Genomic DNA, 16,504 nt, shown 5'->3' with positions numbered 1-16,504 from the left:
CAGATAATGAAAAAAATGAATCCTTTACTCCCTGTCGCGCTGGTGCTTGCTGTTGTCAGCCCCCAGGTGCTGGCAAAAGACGTCACCGTCATGATCTCAGGCGGCTTCAAAGCCGCGCTGGAGAAACTGGCCCCACAATTTGAAGCAGCCAGCGGCGATAGCATCATTTTGGTGTCCGGCCCCTCAATGGGTAAAACACCTCAGGCCATTCCCGCGCGGCTGGCGCGCGGCGAACGCGCCGATGTGGTGATCATGGTGGGCGAGGCGCTGGATAATCTGCAAAAAGAGAACTGGCTACAGCGTGGTTCGCGCGTGGAGCTCGCCGACTCGTCGATTGGCATGGTGGTCAAGCAAGGCGCTCCTCAACCCAGGTTTAAAACGACGGCGGAGCTGCGCGATACGCTCCTGCATGCTAAATCCATTGCGTATTCTGATAGCGCCAGCGGCCGCTATGTCAGCAGCCAGCTTTTCAAAAAGCTGGGTATCGAAGAGCAGGTAAAAGAGAAGGCGCACATGATTGAGCGCATTCCTGTGGCATCCGAGGTGGCAAAAGGAACCTATACGCTCGGGTTCCAGCAGGTCAGTGAGCTGCTTCCCGTTCCGGGCGTGACCTTTATTGGCGAGCTGCCGGAAAACCTGCAGTACATTACGCGCTTTGCCGGCGCGGTAACCGCCAATGCCGATCATCGCCGGGAGGGTAAAGCGCTGCTGGATTTCCTCTCTTCCGCCGAGGCGCAAAGCGTCATTCGAACCACCGGTATGAGAAGCGTGAAGGCAGAGCAGCCGCTTAAACCGCGCGATAGAGTTCAGTAAGCAGTTTTTCCAGCTCGGCGGCGACGTAGGACTGCATGCGTCCGCGGCGCCTGATCAGTCCCACCGTGCGCATCACCTGCGGCTCCGTCAGCGGCAGGTGGGTGAGCACCGAATGCGCTATCGTCGGCAACGACATCGCGGGAACGGCGGCAATGCCGATTCCCGCTTCAACCATACCCAGCATGGTCGTCACGTGGCGGGTTTCACAAATGCTGGGACGCTGTGGAATGATGTGTTCCAGCATCTTGTCGAGCAGATTGCGGTTGCCGGAAGTCTTATCGAGCCCGACATAATCCTGTTGATAAAACTCGTGCCAGGTCAGGCTTTTTTTACCGGCGAGAGGGTGGTCTCGTCGGCAGGCGGCCACGTAGGGGTCCCTCACCAGCGGTAAAAATTCGATATTGGGCTGCATGCTCATCTCAAAAGAGATGCCGAAGTCGGCCTGGCCGCTGGCAACCGCTTCAATGACGTTTCCTGCGCTGCTATCGATAAGCTTGACGCGTACCCGTGGATAGCGGGTCTGGAAGCGGCGAATAATGTCAGGCATGAAATAGTAGGCCGCCGAGGGCACCGTAGCGACGGTGACCAGCCCCACGCGGTCCTGGCTGACCTTGTCGATATCCGCTAATACCAGCTCAACGTTTGCCAGCAGCTGATCCGAACGCTCGGCAAAGGTTTGCCCATAAAGCGTCAGGGTGACGCGGCGGGTCGTTCTGTCGAATAATTTAATGCCCAGCGCGGATTCCAGCTTCTCTATTCTGCGGCTCAATGCCGATTGTGACAGGCAGATGGACTCCGCGGCACGCCGAAAGTTACCGTATTCAACCAGCGCCCGGAAGGCGTAAAGATCGTTGAGATCAAAATTAACGGGCATAGCGGCGGACAATCCTTTTAGAGACGATAAAAGCTTAAGGGAAAGATGATAGTCACATATTGGATAACGGCAACATAATACCCGCGCCGGCTGTCGCTACGGCGCGTAGCGTCAGGTCATGACTGGGGGGCATCGCGACTTCTTGCATCGAGAAGCATTATTTTGCATTTTGTGATGCTGTTTTGATCTAAAGATTGCAAAATAATGCAGTCCGTGCCAGGCTGTTTGCATCGAGGAGTTCACTATGTTCATTGAAGATCGTTTAAACAGAATTAAAAAAATCATTCAGGAGAACAAAAGTGTCTCGATAGAAACACTTGTCTCGCGAATGGGGGTGTCTAAAGACACCATCAGGCGTGACCTGATCAGGCTCGAACAGGACAATGTCATCAAGCGGACTCATGGCGGGGCGGTGATCAACAGCCGTGATGCCCTGATTTTTGATTACAGCCAGCGCTCGGGAACCCTTAACCCGGTTAAAGAACAGATTGCTAAAAAAGCAGCTGAGTTAATCCAGGATAACGCCAGCGTCATTTTTGATGCGTCGACCACGGTCGAAGCCGTTATCCCTAAACTTGCTGATAAGCACATACTGGCAATAACTAACTCTTTAACCAATGCCAACCGGCTGGCTAAAAATGCAACAGCCGATGTGAAGATTTTGCCAGGGAAACTGCACAAAGAGCAGCTCTTTTTGTTCGGCAGTGAAACCATTCAGAAATTAGCTGAATATCACGTTGACTATGTTTTGCTGGGAATTTTCGCCATTTCTGACAAAGGCGTTTTCATTCATACCGAAGAAGAAGGCCTGGTGAAAAGGCAGATGGTCATGCAGGGAACTCGGGTCATCGCCCTGGCAGATAACAGCAAAATTAATACCACAGGCTTTTTCAAGGTGTGTGACCTGTCTCTGATTGATTGTCTTATTACGGATATGCGTCCTGATGACAGTTTTATTCAGGCGTTGCAGGAAAGCGACGTCGAACTGATTCTGACCGCTACTTGATTGCGAGGTAAATTATGTACTCTAAAGATATCCAGCTGCAAACTGTCGAACCCCCGCGCAAATTCACCGGTGTCTCCCCTGTATTTTTAAGCGATGCAACTATGCTCGAACGAAAAAATAAAGTACTGGCGAGAATGAATGAGGAGGGTTTCGATGCGCTCGTTATCTATGCGGATAAAGAGCACGGGGGTAACTTTGAGTACCTGACCGGGTTTGTTCCTCGGTTTGAGGAAGGCCTGCTGATCCTCGACAAATCAGGTAGCGCAACGGTTGTTCTGGGAAATGAGAACCTGAAAATGGCAAACTATTGCCGTATCCCGGTTACCCTGAAGCATTGCCCGTATTTCTCTCTGCCTAACCAGCCAATGGATAACGAAAAGTCGCTTGAAGCGCTGTTCATTGAGTCGGGCTTGCACACCCGCTCTAAAGTTGGCCTGGTCGGCTGGAAAATGTTCACCTCTACCCTGGCCGATAATAAGGCCTATTTCGACCTGCCTTATTTTATCGTTGAGGCTGTTAAAAACAGCATCGCTCCAAACGTGGTCCTCGAAAATGCCGCCCATCTGTTTATTCGCGGTGATAAAGGCGCCCGAAGCACAAATAATGAAAACGAAATTGCCCACTATGAGTACGGCGCAAATCTGGCTTCCAACTCTATTCTGGATGCCATGAACGCGGTAGAACCGGGTATTCGTGAAACCGAACTCGGTGCGCTGCTGGCCGCAGAAGGGCAGTATCAAACCGTTGTGACAATTGCAGCAGCCGGTCAACGTTTTGAAAAAGCGAACTTCTACCCGACATATAAAAAAGTGGAACGCGGCAATCCTCTTTCACTGACCACCGGCTTTAAGGGCGGGCTATCCAGCCGCACCGGCTTCGTGATAGCAGACGAGAGCGAGCTCCCTGAAAATCAGAAAGATTATCTGGATCGGGTGGCAAAACCGTATTTTGCGGCAGTCGTCAGCTGGCTGGAAAACATCAAAACAGGGATGCCTGGCGGCGAATTGTACGATCTGGTTGAGTCAGTTCTGCCGAAAGCACAATACGGCTGGCACCTCAATCCGGGCCACCTCAGCGCGGATGAGGAGTGGATGTCCTCTCCCGTCTACCGTCATTCAGAGGAAACGCTGAAGAGTGGGATGATTATGCAGATCGATATTATTCCCTCTGTAGCGGGCTATACTGGAGTCAGCGCAGAAGAGAGCGTGGCGTTAGCCGATGCGGCGCTGCAGAAAAAAATCCAGGCGTCTTATCCTGAACTGTGGGCACGTATCGCCGCTCGCCGCGAGTACATCCGTAATGTGCTTCATATTAATATTGCGGATGAGGTGATCCCGCTGGCGAATACGGTGGCGTATCTGCGGCCGTTCTTGCTGGCGAAAGATAAGGCTTTTGCCGTTCAGTAACCTCTCCCCCCCAAACAGGGAGGCGTGTTTTTGTGACGGAAGTCATATAATAACACCCGGTTATTGTGATGTTGTTTGCATTAAATGGATTTTGCACTATTGAATCAGCCCGCTATATCTCTGCGGGTTTTTTTTCGTCCAGCGAGCCTCGAACAATCGTCAGGCTGACGGCTGCTTTGGGCGGCTAGCGCGCATATTGTTGAGCGCTGGCAAAGGTTTTCAACATCGCTACCCGCGCGCTTCATTATTTAAAACGCATGACCGAAGAACGTTAGCGGGGCGTCCGCTGCGTTTTTGACAGCCTCAGCAGCAACAGCCATATCAGCACGGCTGCGCCAAGGTTGTAGAGCATGCCAGCCACAAAGGCGGAGGCATAGATTCCGGCGTCGGGCGCTGCGTGCGTCCCTGAAAGTGCAGCCTTAAAAAGAATGCCGACGACGGCGACACCCAGCGCTGCACCGACCTGCTGGACGGTTGAGACAATGCCGGATGCCATACCTGACGTTGATTCATCCACGAAACCCAGCACCAGGTTTAGCAATGGCGTCATGATTAACCCCTGACCGGCACCGACCATGATGAGCGCTGGGATCAAACGGATGGGTTCCAGTTCAGCGCCCGCCATCTGAACCTCTGCAATCAATACGGCGATGAAGACGGCATAAATCAGCGCACTGACCACAAGGGCAGAGGTTCCCCACCTGGCCACCAGTTTCGGCGCGGCAAGCGATGCCAGCACAAACCCTGCGCTACAGGGGGCAAAAATAGCTCCCGCCAGGAACGGATTCAGACCGAGGCCGGTTTGCATCAGCAAGGCAAAACAGAGAAAAAATGAGCTGGATGTTGAGTAGACCAGCAGCACCAGTAGTGCCCCTGACGCGAAGCGAGGCTGGGCCATCAGGCGCATATCGACCAGCGGCCAAAGACCCGCGACCCGGCGACTTTCCTGCTGCCGGTAAAAAAGACCGAGCAGGGCAAGCGCCACCAGCGGTGAGCAAAGACTCCACAGAGGCCAGCCCTGTTCGGGGCCTTCTATCAACGGAATCAACAGCAGCGCAAGTCCCGTACTGACCAGCGCCATTCCCGCCCAGTCCAGTCGGGGCCGGTGCGGGGCGCAGGACTCTGGGATCCATCGCGCCGTAATAATGGCGAGTACTCCTACCGGCACGTTGATAAGAAAAATGCTACGCCAGCCAAGGCCGAAAAGGTCCGCATGAACCATCCATCCGCCGAGAACTTGCCCGGCAATGGCGGCCAGCCCCAGGATCATCCCCAGCAGGCCAAAGGCTTTGCGCCTGTCGTTGTCATCAAAATTAACGCGGATGGATGCATAGACCTGAGGGAACAACAGTGCGGCTGCCAGTCCCTGCAAAACCCGGGCGCAGATAAGATAACCCGGGCTGGCTGCCAGCCCACAAAACGCCGAAGCGAGCGTAAAGCCGGCCATACCGATGATGAACATTCGACGGCGGCCAAACCGGTCCCCCAGACGCCCGCCGGTAATTAATAAAACGCCAAAGGCGAGCTCGTAACCTGCGACAATAAAACCAATCTGCGCAAAACTTGCGCCCAGCCCGCTCTGAATAGTGGGGATGGCAATATTTACCACAAACAGATCAAAAATGGTGACGAAACCCGCCAGCAGCAAGACTGACAGCCCGGCCCAGGGCGGCGTTCTACTGGCGATGCGTTGAGGAGAGGGCGTTAAACAAAGGTTTGAATTCATATTGCATATCCATGTTTAGAAGAATATGCGACGATTCTCTCTTTATCATTAAACCATTACAATTTAACACATTATGCTATTACTAAAAGCAACGAGATAACCCATGCGCACACTGAATCGAACACGCCCCGACCTGGCGGCTTTCCTTAAGGCGCATCGGGAACGCCTGTCGCCTGCCGAGGTAGGGCTCCCCAGCGGGAACCGTCGCCGGACGCCGGGGCTTCGACGGGAAGAGGTCGCTGCACTCGCCGGCGTGGGCTTAACCTGGTACACGTGGCTGGAGCAGGGGCGCGATATTGGGGTGTCGGCCATCTTTCTGGATAATTTGTCCAGAGTGCTGAAACTTGATGCGGCTGAACGTCGCCACCTGTTTATGCTCGCTCATGAGCGACCTCCCGCTGAACCAGGAAAAACCTGGTGCGTGCTTCCATCACTCGTGCGCCGCCTGATGCACGACCTGCCGCATCCTGCTTTCGTGCTTAACCTGCGCTGGGACGTGCTGGGTTTTAATGCCCCTGCGGATGCGCTTTTCCGTTTCGGCAACCACCCAGTGGAGCGGCGCAATCTGCTCTGGATGCTGTTTACCGACGCGGCATTTCGCCAACGGATGGTGGACTGGGATGAACAGGCTCCGCTGATGCTGTCGAGCTTTCGCCGCGATTTCACCCGTGCCAGCCAGAGTAAAGACATTACCGGGCTAGTGGATGAGCTGGAACAGGTTTCGCCTGAGTTCAACATCTGGTGGCGACAACAGCAGGTTCATGCGCAATGCAGCGGCGTTAGCCATTTGCGGGTAGACGGTAAATCGATAGCGTATGAATTTACCTCGTTGACCGTTGATGAAGACCGACACCTGAGGTTGGTCGTCTATGCGCAACAGCAGAAAGAACCAGGGTTAAATGAAAAATAAAAGGGGAGGGCTAAGCGAAAAAGTTCTCACCGATTGAGGGCTGTCTGATGAGGCGGATTTTATTTTCCCTGGCGGTGAGCATGTTAAAACCCGTGAGTGTATTCGGACGGTTATGCCGTGAAGAATGGCCTTTTGATTACTACCAGACCACGATCCCGGCATGCTGTTTTGCCAGAGTGGCTATGCGCGTGCGCTGCTCCCGGGTCAGACAGGCGTAGCTTCCGGTTGCCCCCAGGATGCCCATCGCGCTTCAGTAAGACGGGAAAGAATATGGCTACAGCCCTTTTCAGCCACGCCGCCGGCGGTGACTGGGGTTCATGGAAACGCCGACAGGCCGGTAAACATAAGCGTTTCCCCTCAATGATTTTCCTGGTGTTGTTCTTCGATGAGAGCAACTTCAAACCACAGACCGGGCATCATTTTTTCAAGGCCGTCGGTCAGCATCTTCCCGGCTTCGTGAAGCGTCTCCAGCGGCATCTGCGGCAGACTCTCCAGAATGAACCACATTTGCTGAGCTTCCACGCCTAAACGGGTTCTGATCCCCTGTCGCCAGTTCCAGCGACGGCAGGTCACGCCGATATCGTCACACCAGATAACCTCGCCTTGTGAAGGAAATTCAACGGCGGTCTCACCCTCTTTGACGGTATCAAAAGGCTCTGTTCCTTTTGCCACCGCCAGACGCGGCGACCCCTGATAGGCCGAGATATTCTCTCCACCAACCGGAACGGCGTAGCGAAGACTAACGGCATTATAAAGATCAACGATGGGATCGAGCGCTGGCATCGTTCCGTCACGTAATACGCGCTTACGTAACGCATCCGCTGAGCAAGGGGTGCGTTTAGGTTTTGCGCCAAACTTTGGAAAAACGTCGGCCCATGCGGCGAGATGAGATTCCGCCCATTCAGGCTCACCGGCCAGAACTGCTTCACATGCTTCCCGCAGCGCCGTTTCTCCAATATCGGGGTTAAGCACTGGCGCAGCTTTTACGGAGATACTGAGTGCGCGAAAACCTGGAGCAATACGATAAATTTCAGGGGCAATTGACGGAGATACTGTTAGCACGTGATAATCCTGTAATGACCAATTTATCCCATGATAATGACCAATGACCAAAAAAGTCAATATAATGACCGATGCGAACTCTATCGTCAGCACCGTGAATGAAGCCGTATCTCAGCGGATTAAGCTGTATCGTAAGCAAAAGAAAATATCCCTCGATGAACTCTCCCGTCGGGCGGGCGTCAGCAAGGGAGCGCTGGTTGAGATTGAGGGATGCCGTGCAAATCCCAGCATTGCCCTGTTATGCCGCCTGGCTGCCGCGATGGGCGTTTCGGTGGCTGATTTTGTGGATGTCAGCGCCAAACCGACCGTGCATCTCATTGCTGAAGATGAGATCCCAGAACTATGGGAAGGGGAAAAAGGCGGGAGAGCACGGTTGCTCGCAGGGTCGGGTGGCCCTGATATGACCGAGCTCTGGATGTGGGAAATGCAGCCGGGGGAAAAGTTTGCTTCCCCCGGTCACACTGAAGGGACGCTTGAACTGTTTTATGTTCAGACGGGCACGCTCACTCTGGGCGTACAGGACCATCTGTATCTGGTGAAGACGGGGTGTTCGGCAACGGCCAGAACGGACCTTCCTCATTTCTATGAAAACCAGGGGGAAAGCCCACTGGTTTTCATCATGACGGTACATGAAAAAGCATCCTGAGTGTGGCCCAATATAGAAACCAGCCCTCACCAGTATGACTTGCCTCATCACAAGTAAGTACAGAAGGATACGTTCAGTGGATAATCAGCATCTGAGTTTTACCAAAGACCAATTTACTGTCACAACCGATCCTGCTTTTTTCCAGCTGGAAGCCATTCACGATTACCTCTCGCAATCGTCCTGGGCGCCCGGCATTGATGCTGAAACGGTCAGGATATCCGTCCAGAACAGCCTTTGTTTTGCGCTTCTGGATGGAACAAGACAAATCGGCTTCGCCCGTCTGGTCACAGACTATGCCACTTTTGGTTATTTGTGCGACGTTTACGTGCTGAATGATTATCAGAAGAGTGGCCTTGGTCGTTGGCTGATTGAATGCTGTCAAGCCCATCCGTTGATGTCACACCTGCGACGGATAATGCTGGTCACCGACAGCGCCCCCTGGCTATACCAGAAACTGGGGTATCTCCCGTTGAACCGACAAGATTTTGTCTGGCAGATCAATCGACCAGACATTTATCGTCAACCCGGAAAAAAATAAAACGGCCCGGCCGCACTCATTATCCGCATTTGGCACACAGCGGGCCTCCCGTGGCAAATATAACGCCTGTCAGGAGGCTCCTTTATCTTTTTATTTGTCGATTATGCCCTTCTAAAAAGGGGGGCGCCGCTTGAGCATTACCTCAGCCTTGCCGGGCTTTTCAGCATCCAAATCAGTGCCATACTGCAGACCATGACGGCCGCTGCCAGTAACGCCATTGTCTGAAGGCCAACTCTCGTCGACACCAGACCTCCGACAAGCGCGCCCGTACCGATTGCGGCATTGAAAATAGCGACGTAGACGGCTGATGCGGGCTGCGCCGTATTTCCGGCGCTACGTAGCAACCAGGTTTGTAAGCCAACAAACACGATGGCTATTCCTGCTCCCCAGATTGCAAGCAGCGTACCGGTGAACCAGATCGGAAGCGATGATCCGCTCTTCATGCCCAGCATACCCAGCGCGCCTGCGCTTAGCAGCAGTGAAGTCATAATCAGGATCTTGATATGTCGATCGATAAGTTTGCCGGCAATGAGATTCCCCAGTAGTCCGGCGAGTCCTGAAATAAGCAGCAGAACTGAAATAGTTGCCGTCGGTATCCCGTGGGTCTGAGTCAGCAAGGGCTCAAGATATGTGAAGGCGGCAAAGTGGGCGGAAATAATGCAGGCCGTGGCGCCGAAGAGTGAAAGCAGCAGCGGATTTTTAAATATCCCGACGTAAGTCCTCAGCCTCAGCGGCTGTGGTGACGCCAGCGCGGGAAGCGTCCAGAGTAACGCCACGGCGGTAGCCAATGAGAGCAGGGCTATCGCGGTAAATGCCAGCCGCCATCCGGCCATGTTGGCAATAAAACTCGATAGCGGAACACCCAGTACGCTGGCCGCTGAAACGCCGGAAAAAATAACTGAAGTGGCCAGCCCCAGTCTATCGGCCGGAACCAGCTGTATAGCCACGGTGCCAATTAATGCCCAGAAAGCGCCGTGTGCGACTGCTCCTGTCATCCGTGCCGTCATAAACGTCGGCATGGTGTGTGACTGCGTCGCCGCCAGGCAGGAGAGCGCCAGAATCAGCATTAGCGCAATCAGCAGCGCCTTGCGTGAAAACCGGGGAGGGATCGCACCGGCCAGCAAAGCGGCAAGCGCGGCCACCCAGCCGTAGGCGGTAACGGCAAGACCCGCTCCCGCTTCCGTCTGCTGTAAATCTTTCGCCAGCGCGCTGAGCATGCCAACGGGCGCCAGTTCGCTGGTCACAATCGTAAATGCGCTGATCCCAAGTGCGGTTACCGCCAGCCATGCGCGCGTGGGCACCGGGTTTACCTGTAAAACGCTGTCGTTCATTTAATGTATATCCCTGGAAAAATTGGAGAAAAAAATTGGTTTAGCCGATGCGATCGGATTTCTGCGTCGTTCCTCGTTGCCATCTCGTGGCGTGGCGTGCAGTATCATCCTGAGATAAGTGATAAAACAGCCCTGAAAACGGAGAGCCGTTTTCCATAAACGGAAAAAGATGAAAGCAGATTTTAACTGGGACGATACGCGTGTTTTTCTGGCTGTCGCCCGCGCGGGTACGCTAAGCGGCGCGGCAGAAAGCATGGATATGGGCATTGCCACCCTCTCAAGAAGGCTGGACCGGCTTGAGAAGTCGCTGGCTGTCCCCCTTTTCAGTCGACATCAGAGCGGCTACCGGTTAACGGATGATGGCGAGGCTCTGCTGGAACACGCCGAGGCGCTTGAGTATGCAGGACTGGCATTTGGCGAGATGGCGAGGCAGCAGGGGCACGTTGCCGGCCATGTCCGGCTTGCTACGTCGGATAATCTGGCCGCGCATTTTATATTGCCTTCATTCAACGCGTTGATGGAAAAGCATCCCGACCTGCGGGTGGAAGTGCTCAGCGGCGTGCAATCCGTCAATCTGCATCGACGGGACGCCGACTTGGCTATCAGGATGGTCAAGCCCGATAGCGGAAATCTGACGCTGAAGCGTCTCGGAAGCGTGGGATTTGGCCTATACGGCGCAGCCGGCTATCTAAAAACGTGCGCTGAAGGGCCCGCTGACGCGGCGCTCAGCCACGCGCAGTATATCGGGTGGCCGGAATCTCATCAGCATCTGCCCGCTGCGCGCTGGGTGACGCGGACGCTTCGCGGCAGGCCGTGCCGGATGGAAGCAAACACGCTGGTGGCACAGCTGGCGGCCGTGTCAGCCGGCATAGGCCTTGGCGTGTTGCCGCACTTTATGGCGAGGAAAAACGGCCTGCAGTGCGTGAATGCGCAGATCGGCGTCGATCAAACCCTATGGCTGGTGATGCATTCCGACTTAGCCAACTCGCGGCGAGTGAGAGTGGTCGCCGATCATTTAATTGCCCTGTTTGATGAAATAAAGGATCGGCTGACGCTGCCATAACCCTGAATCCTGAATCCTGAATCCTGAATCCTGCGCCCGGAAGCGTCAGGAGCTAACGAGCAGTCTGCCATGAGGCGGGCTGGGGGAGGGGGCGGAAGGCCGGCTATCCGCGAGCAGCGGACCTTATGCCGTATTCATCGCATGATAGTAGAAGCATCATTGTTGCAGACTGAACCTACGAAACGCGCAAATAATAATGAGTTAATTAAGTTTCTGGATGATCTATTGAATCGATTATGTGAAAAAATCAAATACAGCTTTACAGAAAACCCGCTTAATCTGGCCGTCTTTTTTCTATAGTCTACTAGGGTAACAGGAATGCCGTCGGGCAATAAAAATCAGCTGTATTAGATTGTGCATTTATAAGAATGCGGAGAGAAAATGATCTTAATTTTTGCAATGTTTATGTTCTCCCTTACCATGTCAATTTCGCCTGGTCCAGTCAATATGGTCATTATATCATCAGGGGCGAGCCATGGATTTCGAAAAACGCTCCCATTTGTCTCAGGTGCGACAATAGGATTTACTCTATTACTTATATTCGTCGGTTTTGGCTTCTATGCGATCATTGAGAAATATCCACTCTTCTTCAAATACCTCAACGTTGCCGGTTCGGCGTTTATAATATACCTGGGTTATAAGATAGCGTCATCCCGACCTGAGTTATCATTAACAAAAGCAGAGACCCCTGGTTTCGTACAAGGTTTTTTACTTCAATGGCTCAACCCCAAAGCCTGGATCGCCTGCGCATCCGGGGTGGTATTGTTTTCTGAACCCTCAAACAATACTCCGCTGACGGTCTTCATCATCATCTATTTTCTGGTGTGTTATTTCTCATTGGCTACATGGGCCGTTCTTGGGAATAAAGTTTCGATATTACTTAACAGCACCCAGCGCATCCGTACTTTTAATTTCTTGATGGGCGGATTGCTGATTGTTACTGCCTGCTACATGCTCTTTTCCCAATGAACGGCGATGTTAACGACTGGTTGTATTTGATTTCCAGGAATTAATGTATTTTTCATATTAATCATAATTTATGCGATTCAAAAGAGTGGTGAATTTTATTGATTAATGTGTAGGCGATACTGCTGGTCGATATATTGGAAGGCCAAATTGCATAAACTTTTAGTGGCTCTAATGACCAGTCGGGGAGAACCTCCTGCATTTCTTCGCGCGTAATATCCTCCTTGCCGAGATAACAAGGGGGAGCCGCTAGCCCAACCTGTTGTTTTGCAAGAGTGTAGGCAGCTTCGACATTATCAACGTAAACCGTTGGCGTGTACTTGATTAAAGCTACCTCTCCATTTTTGTGCCTGAACTCTCGATTGTCCTGTCGCATACTCAGGCCAATCCAGGGCATTTTTTCTAAGTCATCAGGATGGTTGACAGGTGGGTAATTGCTTAGGAATTTCTTTGACGCAACAACGCGGCGAGGCAATACAAAAAGATGCCGCGCTTTGAGTGAGCTGTCCGGCAGTTCGCCAATTCGAAATGCAACATCAATACTATCGGCAATGATATCTTTACGCGTGTCGCTATAAGAAATATTCAGGCAAACGTCCGGGTATTCTTTTATGAAATCTGCAAGATGGCGAGTGAATTCACTATTTATAAACACTGCAGGGAGAGAAATATGCAGCTTATTGGTTGTTGAAATAGAACGCTGCTTAAACTCGATAAATCCCTTTTCATAGAGTTCTAACATAGAGTTTGCGGTCTCGAGCAAACTTGCGCCATCGTGAGTCAGGGATAGTTTTCGGGTATTCCTGTATAGCAAAGCACTTCCCAGATTTCGCTCAAGCTTAGATAGATGTGTGCTTGCCGTCGCGGTAGTAAGCCCTAAAGCTTCTGCACCACCTGAAATTGATCCAGCCTCTACAATTTTTGCAAAAACAATCAGGTAACGGATGTCATCAATCATTTATATTCCTGTGTTCACTAAGTAATTTTAAGTCTGAGGATCGGCGGAAATGATTCAAGGATCTTACTCGCGATCCTTGAATCTTCAATGGATAACTCAACGCCTCGGGCAAATTAACCAAGGCGGGCAACGCCACCGTCGATCAGCAGACCGTCAGAGCCTACGCCATTGTGGCGGTGGCACAGGAGACGAATTTGCTCGTTGCTCAGTTGTTCAGCAACGGAACGATGGCATACCAGGGAATCATGACCTGGCCCGTGATATTTATGAAGGAGTAAAGCTGTCATGGAGCCGGTTAGTCCAGAGCCGCTGATTCTATTGCGCATTACAATACATTCACTGGCTGGATGGATAAAGCAACAAGTTGCTGACTGCAATGTCCGTTTCTGGCACTGTGCTGACGGGGCGTGGAGCCAGCTCTTCGACGCAGAACACTTTACATTTCCCAACGGAAAGCGGACTACCTCCATACCTAAAAAGGTATGACTGAGCATCATTATAGTATTGGAAAGAATGTCATACCTGTTATTAAGATTGAATCACCCGCCAGACAGGGCGAACTAATACGCAGATACAGGTGATCATTCTATGAGTAACGCAATAACTAAAGTCCAGAACGCCAATGCACGCCGTGGCGGTGATGTATTGTTAGAGGTTCTGGAAAGTGAAGGGGTGGAATATGTGTTTGGTAATCCAGGTACAACCGAACTGCCCTTCATGGATGCGCTGTTAAGAAAACCGTCAATTCAGTACGTGTTAGCTCTGCAGGAAGCGAGTGCAGTTGCCATGGCGGACGGTTATGCTCAGGCAGCAAAAAAAACAGGATTTCTGAATCTGCATACCGCCGGTGGTTTAGGCCACGGCATGGGAAACCTGTTGAATGCAAAATGTTCACAGACACCACTCGTGGTGACAGCGGGGCAGCAGGATTTACGCCACACGACAACCGATCCATTATTGTTGGGTGATCTGGTCGGTATGGGTAAAACGTTCGCTAAATGGTCACAGGAGGTTACCCACGTTGACCAGCTACCGGTATTAGTTCGCCGGGCTTTCCACGATTCTGACGCTGCACCGAAAGGCTCCGTTTTCCTGTCGCTTCCGATGGATGTGATGGAGGCGATGAGTTCTATCGGGATCGGGGCGCCTTCCACTATTGACCGTAATGCAGTCGCGGGTTCGTTACCTTTGCTGGCAAGTAAGCTGGCGGCATTTACTCCGGGTAAGGTCGCACTGATTGCCGGCGACGAAATTTACCAAAGTGAAGCGGCCAGCGAGGTTGTTGCTCTTGCTGAGATGCTTGCCGCTGACGTGTACGGTTCAACATGGCCAAACCGGATCCCCTACCCAACAGCACACCCCCTCTGGCGGGGCAACCTGTCCACTAAAGCGACGGAAATTAACAGAGCATTAAGCCAGTACGATGCTATTTTTGCACTTGGCGGTAAGTCGCTTATAACCATTCTTTATACAGAAGGTCAGGCAGTACCGGACCAGTGTAAAGTGTTCCAGTTATCAGCCGATGCGGGCGACCTGGGACGCACCTACAGTAGTGAACTCTCAGTGGTTGGCGATATTAAATCATCGTTAATGGTGCTACTGCCCGAACTGGAAAAAGCCACGGCAAACCATCGCGGTGATTATCAACGTCGTTTTGAAAGCGCGGTTCATGAGTTTGAATTGATTAAAGAAAGTCTGCTGGGGGAGGTTAAGGAACAACAATCTGCTACGGTAATTACGCCACTCGTGGCTGCGTTTGAGGCAGCAAGGGCGATCGGACCAGATGTGGCAATTGTTGACGAGGCGATTGCAACCAGCGGCTCGCTTCGCAAATCACTCAACAGTCGCCGCGCGGATCAATATGCCTTTTTACGTGGCGGTGGTCTGGGGTGGGGGATGCCAGCAGCTGTGGGCTATTCTCTCGGTTTGGGAAAAGCGCCTGTGGTGTGCTTTGTGGGAGACGGCGCTGCGATGTACTCCCCTCAGGCTCTCTGGACGGCCGCACATGAAAAACTGCCGGTGACCTTTATTGTAATGAATAACACGGAATATAACGTATTGAAAAACTTCATGCGTTCACAGGCAGATTATACTTCGGCGCAAACAGAACGCTTTATCGCAATGGATTTGGTTAATCCGGCAGTTGATTATCAGGCACTGGGTGCATCGATGGGACTGGAAACCAGAAAAGTTCTCCGTGCCGGGGATATCGCCCCGGCAGTTGAGGCCGCACTGGCGAGTGGCAAACCTAACGTGATCGAAATCATCATCAGTAAAAGTTAATTGGTAATCCGTCCGGCCTGTGCTGCATCCAGTTTATCCCTGATACTGCGGCACAGGTTCACAAAACCCGGTAAAGCCGGGTTTTTGTTCTTTGTCGACCACATCAGCATATTCTCCACCATATTCGGATTTTCCAGCCTCCGGTAAACCACACCACGCAATTGGGCATTCTCCATACTTGCGGGAATAAGCGCCACACCAACGCCATGGGCCACAAAATTCATCACAGACTGCTGCACGGAGGCTTCCAGCCCTATTTGCGGGCTAAATCCGGCCTTGAGGCACTGATGAAGGATGGAATCATAGAGCATCGGTGCGCTCTGGCGCGGAACAGTGATGAATGGGTCATCACAGAGTGATTCAAGCCTGAAATGCTCGCTTTGAACCTGGGGGTGATTGGCAGGAAGGGCGGCGATTAGCGGCTCACGCAAGAGCACCAGTGAATGAATCCCCGGAGTGGCCGTCTCGGAGAAGCTGATTGCCGCGTCTAATCGACCATCCTGTAATGCGGCATTTAAATCAGAGGGGACCATCTCCTGAAAATGCAATTCCACATCAGAATAGGTATCCCGGTGCTGCATGGCAACATGAGGCACAACGCTATAGCTGGCATACATTGTTGCACCTAAATTCAGAACACCTTTCTGCCCTGATTCTACTGCCCGTACGTTATTACAGGCCTGCTCAAGCATTACCAGCACCGCGCGGCAGTCCACCAAAAATTGCTCTCCGGCAAGGGTTAAACTGACACCTTTAGCGGCCCGCTTAAATAGCTTTGCACCGAGGATGGTTTCCAGCTGGGCTATTTGTCGGCTTAAGGGAGGCTGCGAAATATTGAGTTTACTGGCGGCTTTGCCGATGTTTCCGGTTTCAGCAACAGTGCAGAAGTTAATCAACTGATTAAGGGTCGGTTTCATGAGCA

General features: G+C 52.3%; 15 protein-coding genes and 1 pseudogene. 9 read left to right on the top strand and 7 right to left on the bottom strand.

All coding sequences use genetic code 11. The annotated features are described in order from the left end of the window. The first annotated feature begins 6 nt into the window (after nucleotides 1-6). The gene (locus RTE01_RS02345) at nucleotides 7-813 is read left to right on the top strand and encodes a substrate-binding domain-containing protein (protein ID WP_041145699.1); all 807 of its coding nucleotides are present in this window, start codon (nucleotides 7-9) and stop codon (nucleotides 811-813) included. Here the strand turns inward: RTE01_RS02345 and RTE01_RS02340 are convergent. After that, on the bottom strand, nucleotides 788-1,687 hold the full coding sequence (locus RTE01_RS02340; RefSeq protein WP_115192629.1) for a LysR family transcriptional regulator: 900 nt from the start codon (nucleotides 1,685-1,687) through the stop codon (nucleotides 788-790). The two genes, RTE01_RS02345 and RTE01_RS02340, sit on opposite strands and share 26 nt — an antisense overlap. Before the next feature lie 244 nt (nucleotides 1,688-1,931). Between RTE01_RS02340 and RTE01_RS02335 the strand changes: the two genes are divergently transcribed. Beyond that, a complete protein-coding gene (locus tag RTE01_RS02335) occupies nucleotides 1,932-2,693 on the top strand; it encodes a DeoR/GlpR family DNA-binding transcription regulator (protein WP_134526175.1) in 762 nt (253 codons plus the stop codon). Nucleotides 2,694-2,707: 14 nt separating this feature from the next. Beyond that, the gene (locus tag RTE01_RS02330) at nucleotides 2,708-4,099 is read left to right on the top strand and encodes a M24 family metallopeptidase (protein WP_141334636.1); all 1,392 of its coding nucleotides are present in this window, start codon (nucleotides 2,708-2,710) and stop codon (nucleotides 4,097-4,099) included. A 271-nt stretch (nucleotides 4,100-4,370) separates the two neighbouring features. Here RTE01_RS02330 and RTE01_RS02325 read toward each other — a convergent pair whose 3' ends face one another. Then, nucleotides 4,371-5,825 (bottom strand): MFS transporter, encoded by a 1,455-nt coding sequence (locus RTE01_RS02325; protein WP_141334634.1) that lies wholly within the window; start codon nucleotides 5,823-5,825, stop codon nucleotides 4,371-4,373. Nucleotides 5,826-5,928: 103 nt separating this feature from the next. Between RTE01_RS02325 and RTE01_RS02320 the strand changes: the two genes are divergently transcribed. Continuing rightward, entirely contained in the window at nucleotides 5,929-6,735 is an 807-nt protein-coding gene (locus RTE01_RS02320) for a helix-turn-helix transcriptional regulator (protein WP_141334632.1), read from the top strand. A 357-nt stretch (nucleotides 6,736-7,092) separates the two neighbouring features. Here the strand turns inward: RTE01_RS02320 and RTE01_RS02310 are convergent, their stop codons facing one another. Further along, entirely contained in the window at nucleotides 7,093-7,797 is a 705-nt protein-coding gene (locus RTE01_RS02310) for a B3/B4 domain-containing protein (RefSeq protein ID WP_141334630.1), read from the bottom strand. A 43-nt stretch (nucleotides 7,798-7,840) separates the two neighbouring features. On the opposite strand from RTE01_RS02310, the gene RTE01_RS02305 reads away from it, so the two are divergent. Beyond that, nucleotides 7,841-8,443, top strand: coding sequence for a helix-turn-helix domain-containing protein (locus tag RTE01_RS02305; RefSeq protein ID WP_041145692.1), 603 nt, complete (start codon nucleotides 7,841-7,843; stop codon nucleotides 8,441-8,443). Between the two features lie 76 nt (nucleotides 8,444-8,519). Then, nucleotides 8,520-8,981, top strand: coding sequence for a GNAT family N-acetyltransferase (locus tag RTE01_RS02300; protein WP_115192635.1), 462 nt, complete (start codon nucleotides 8,520-8,522; stop codon nucleotides 8,979-8,981). A 137-nt stretch (nucleotides 8,982-9,118) separates the two neighbouring features. Here RTE01_RS02300 and RTE01_RS02295 read toward each other — a convergent pair whose 3' ends face one another. Next, nucleotides 9,119-10,312 carry an MFS transporter gene (locus RTE01_RS02295; protein WP_141334628.1) on the bottom strand — a complete coding sequence of 398 codons (1,194 nt, stop codon included), beginning with the start codon at nucleotides 10,310-10,312 and terminating at the stop codon, nucleotides 9,119-9,121. Nucleotides 10,313-10,481: 169 nt separating this feature from the next. Between RTE01_RS02295 and RTE01_RS02290 the strand changes: the two genes are divergently transcribed. Beyond that, complete coding sequence (locus RTE01_RS02290; RefSeq protein ID WP_041145690.1) at nucleotides 10,482-11,375, top strand: LysR family transcriptional regulator; 894 nt, start codon at nucleotides 10,482-10,484, stop codon at nucleotides 11,373-11,375. Nucleotides 11,376-11,756: 381 nt separating this feature from the next. Further along, nucleotides 11,757-12,344, top strand: coding sequence for a LysE family translocator (locus RTE01_RS02285; RefSeq protein ID WP_134526172.1), 588 nt, complete (start codon nucleotides 11,757-11,759; stop codon nucleotides 12,342-12,344). Nucleotides 12,345-12,405: 61 nt separating this feature from the next. On the opposite strand, the gene RTE01_RS02280 is transcribed toward RTE01_RS02285, so the two are convergent. Both RTE01_RS02280 and RTE01_RS02275 read right to left on the bottom strand, forming a co-directional pair. Next, the gene (locus RTE01_RS02280) at nucleotides 12,406-13,299 is read right to left on the bottom strand and encodes a LysR family transcriptional regulator (protein ID WP_134526169.1); all 894 of its coding nucleotides are present in this window, start codon (nucleotides 13,297-13,299) and stop codon (nucleotides 12,406-12,408) included. Nucleotides 13,300-13,430: 131 nt separating this feature from the next. After that, nucleotides 13,431-13,586, bottom strand: a pseudogene (locus RTE01_RS02275) (diaminopimelate epimerase); the annotation flags it as partial. A gap of 301 nt (nucleotides 13,587-13,887) precedes the next feature. Here RTE01_RS02275 and RTE01_RS02270 point away from each other — a divergent pair. Continuing rightward, nucleotides 13,888-15,582: a thiamine pyrophosphate-binding protein gene (locus tag RTE01_RS02270; RefSeq protein WP_123552271.1), complete on the top strand. Its 1,695-nt coding sequence runs from the start codon at nucleotides 13,888-13,890 to the stop codon at nucleotides 15,580-15,582. Here RTE01_RS02270 and RTE01_RS02265 read toward each other — a convergent pair. Next, nucleotides 15,579-16,499: a LysR family transcriptional regulator gene (locus RTE01_RS02265; RefSeq protein ID WP_041145686.1), complete on the bottom strand. Its 921-nt coding sequence runs from the start codon at nucleotides 16,497-16,499 to the stop codon at nucleotides 15,579-15,581. The genes RTE01_RS02270 and RTE01_RS02265 overlap by 4 nt on opposite strands. Between the last annotated feature and the right edge of the window lie 5 nt (nucleotides 16,500-16,504).

It is taken from the genome of Klebsiella terrigena (assembly GCF_006539725.1).
Classification (GTDB): Bacteria; Pseudomonadota; Gammaproteobacteria; order Enterobacterales; family Enterobacteriaceae; genus Klebsiella; species Klebsiella terrigena.
This window is presented reverse-complemented; position numbering and strand designations above follow the sequence as displayed.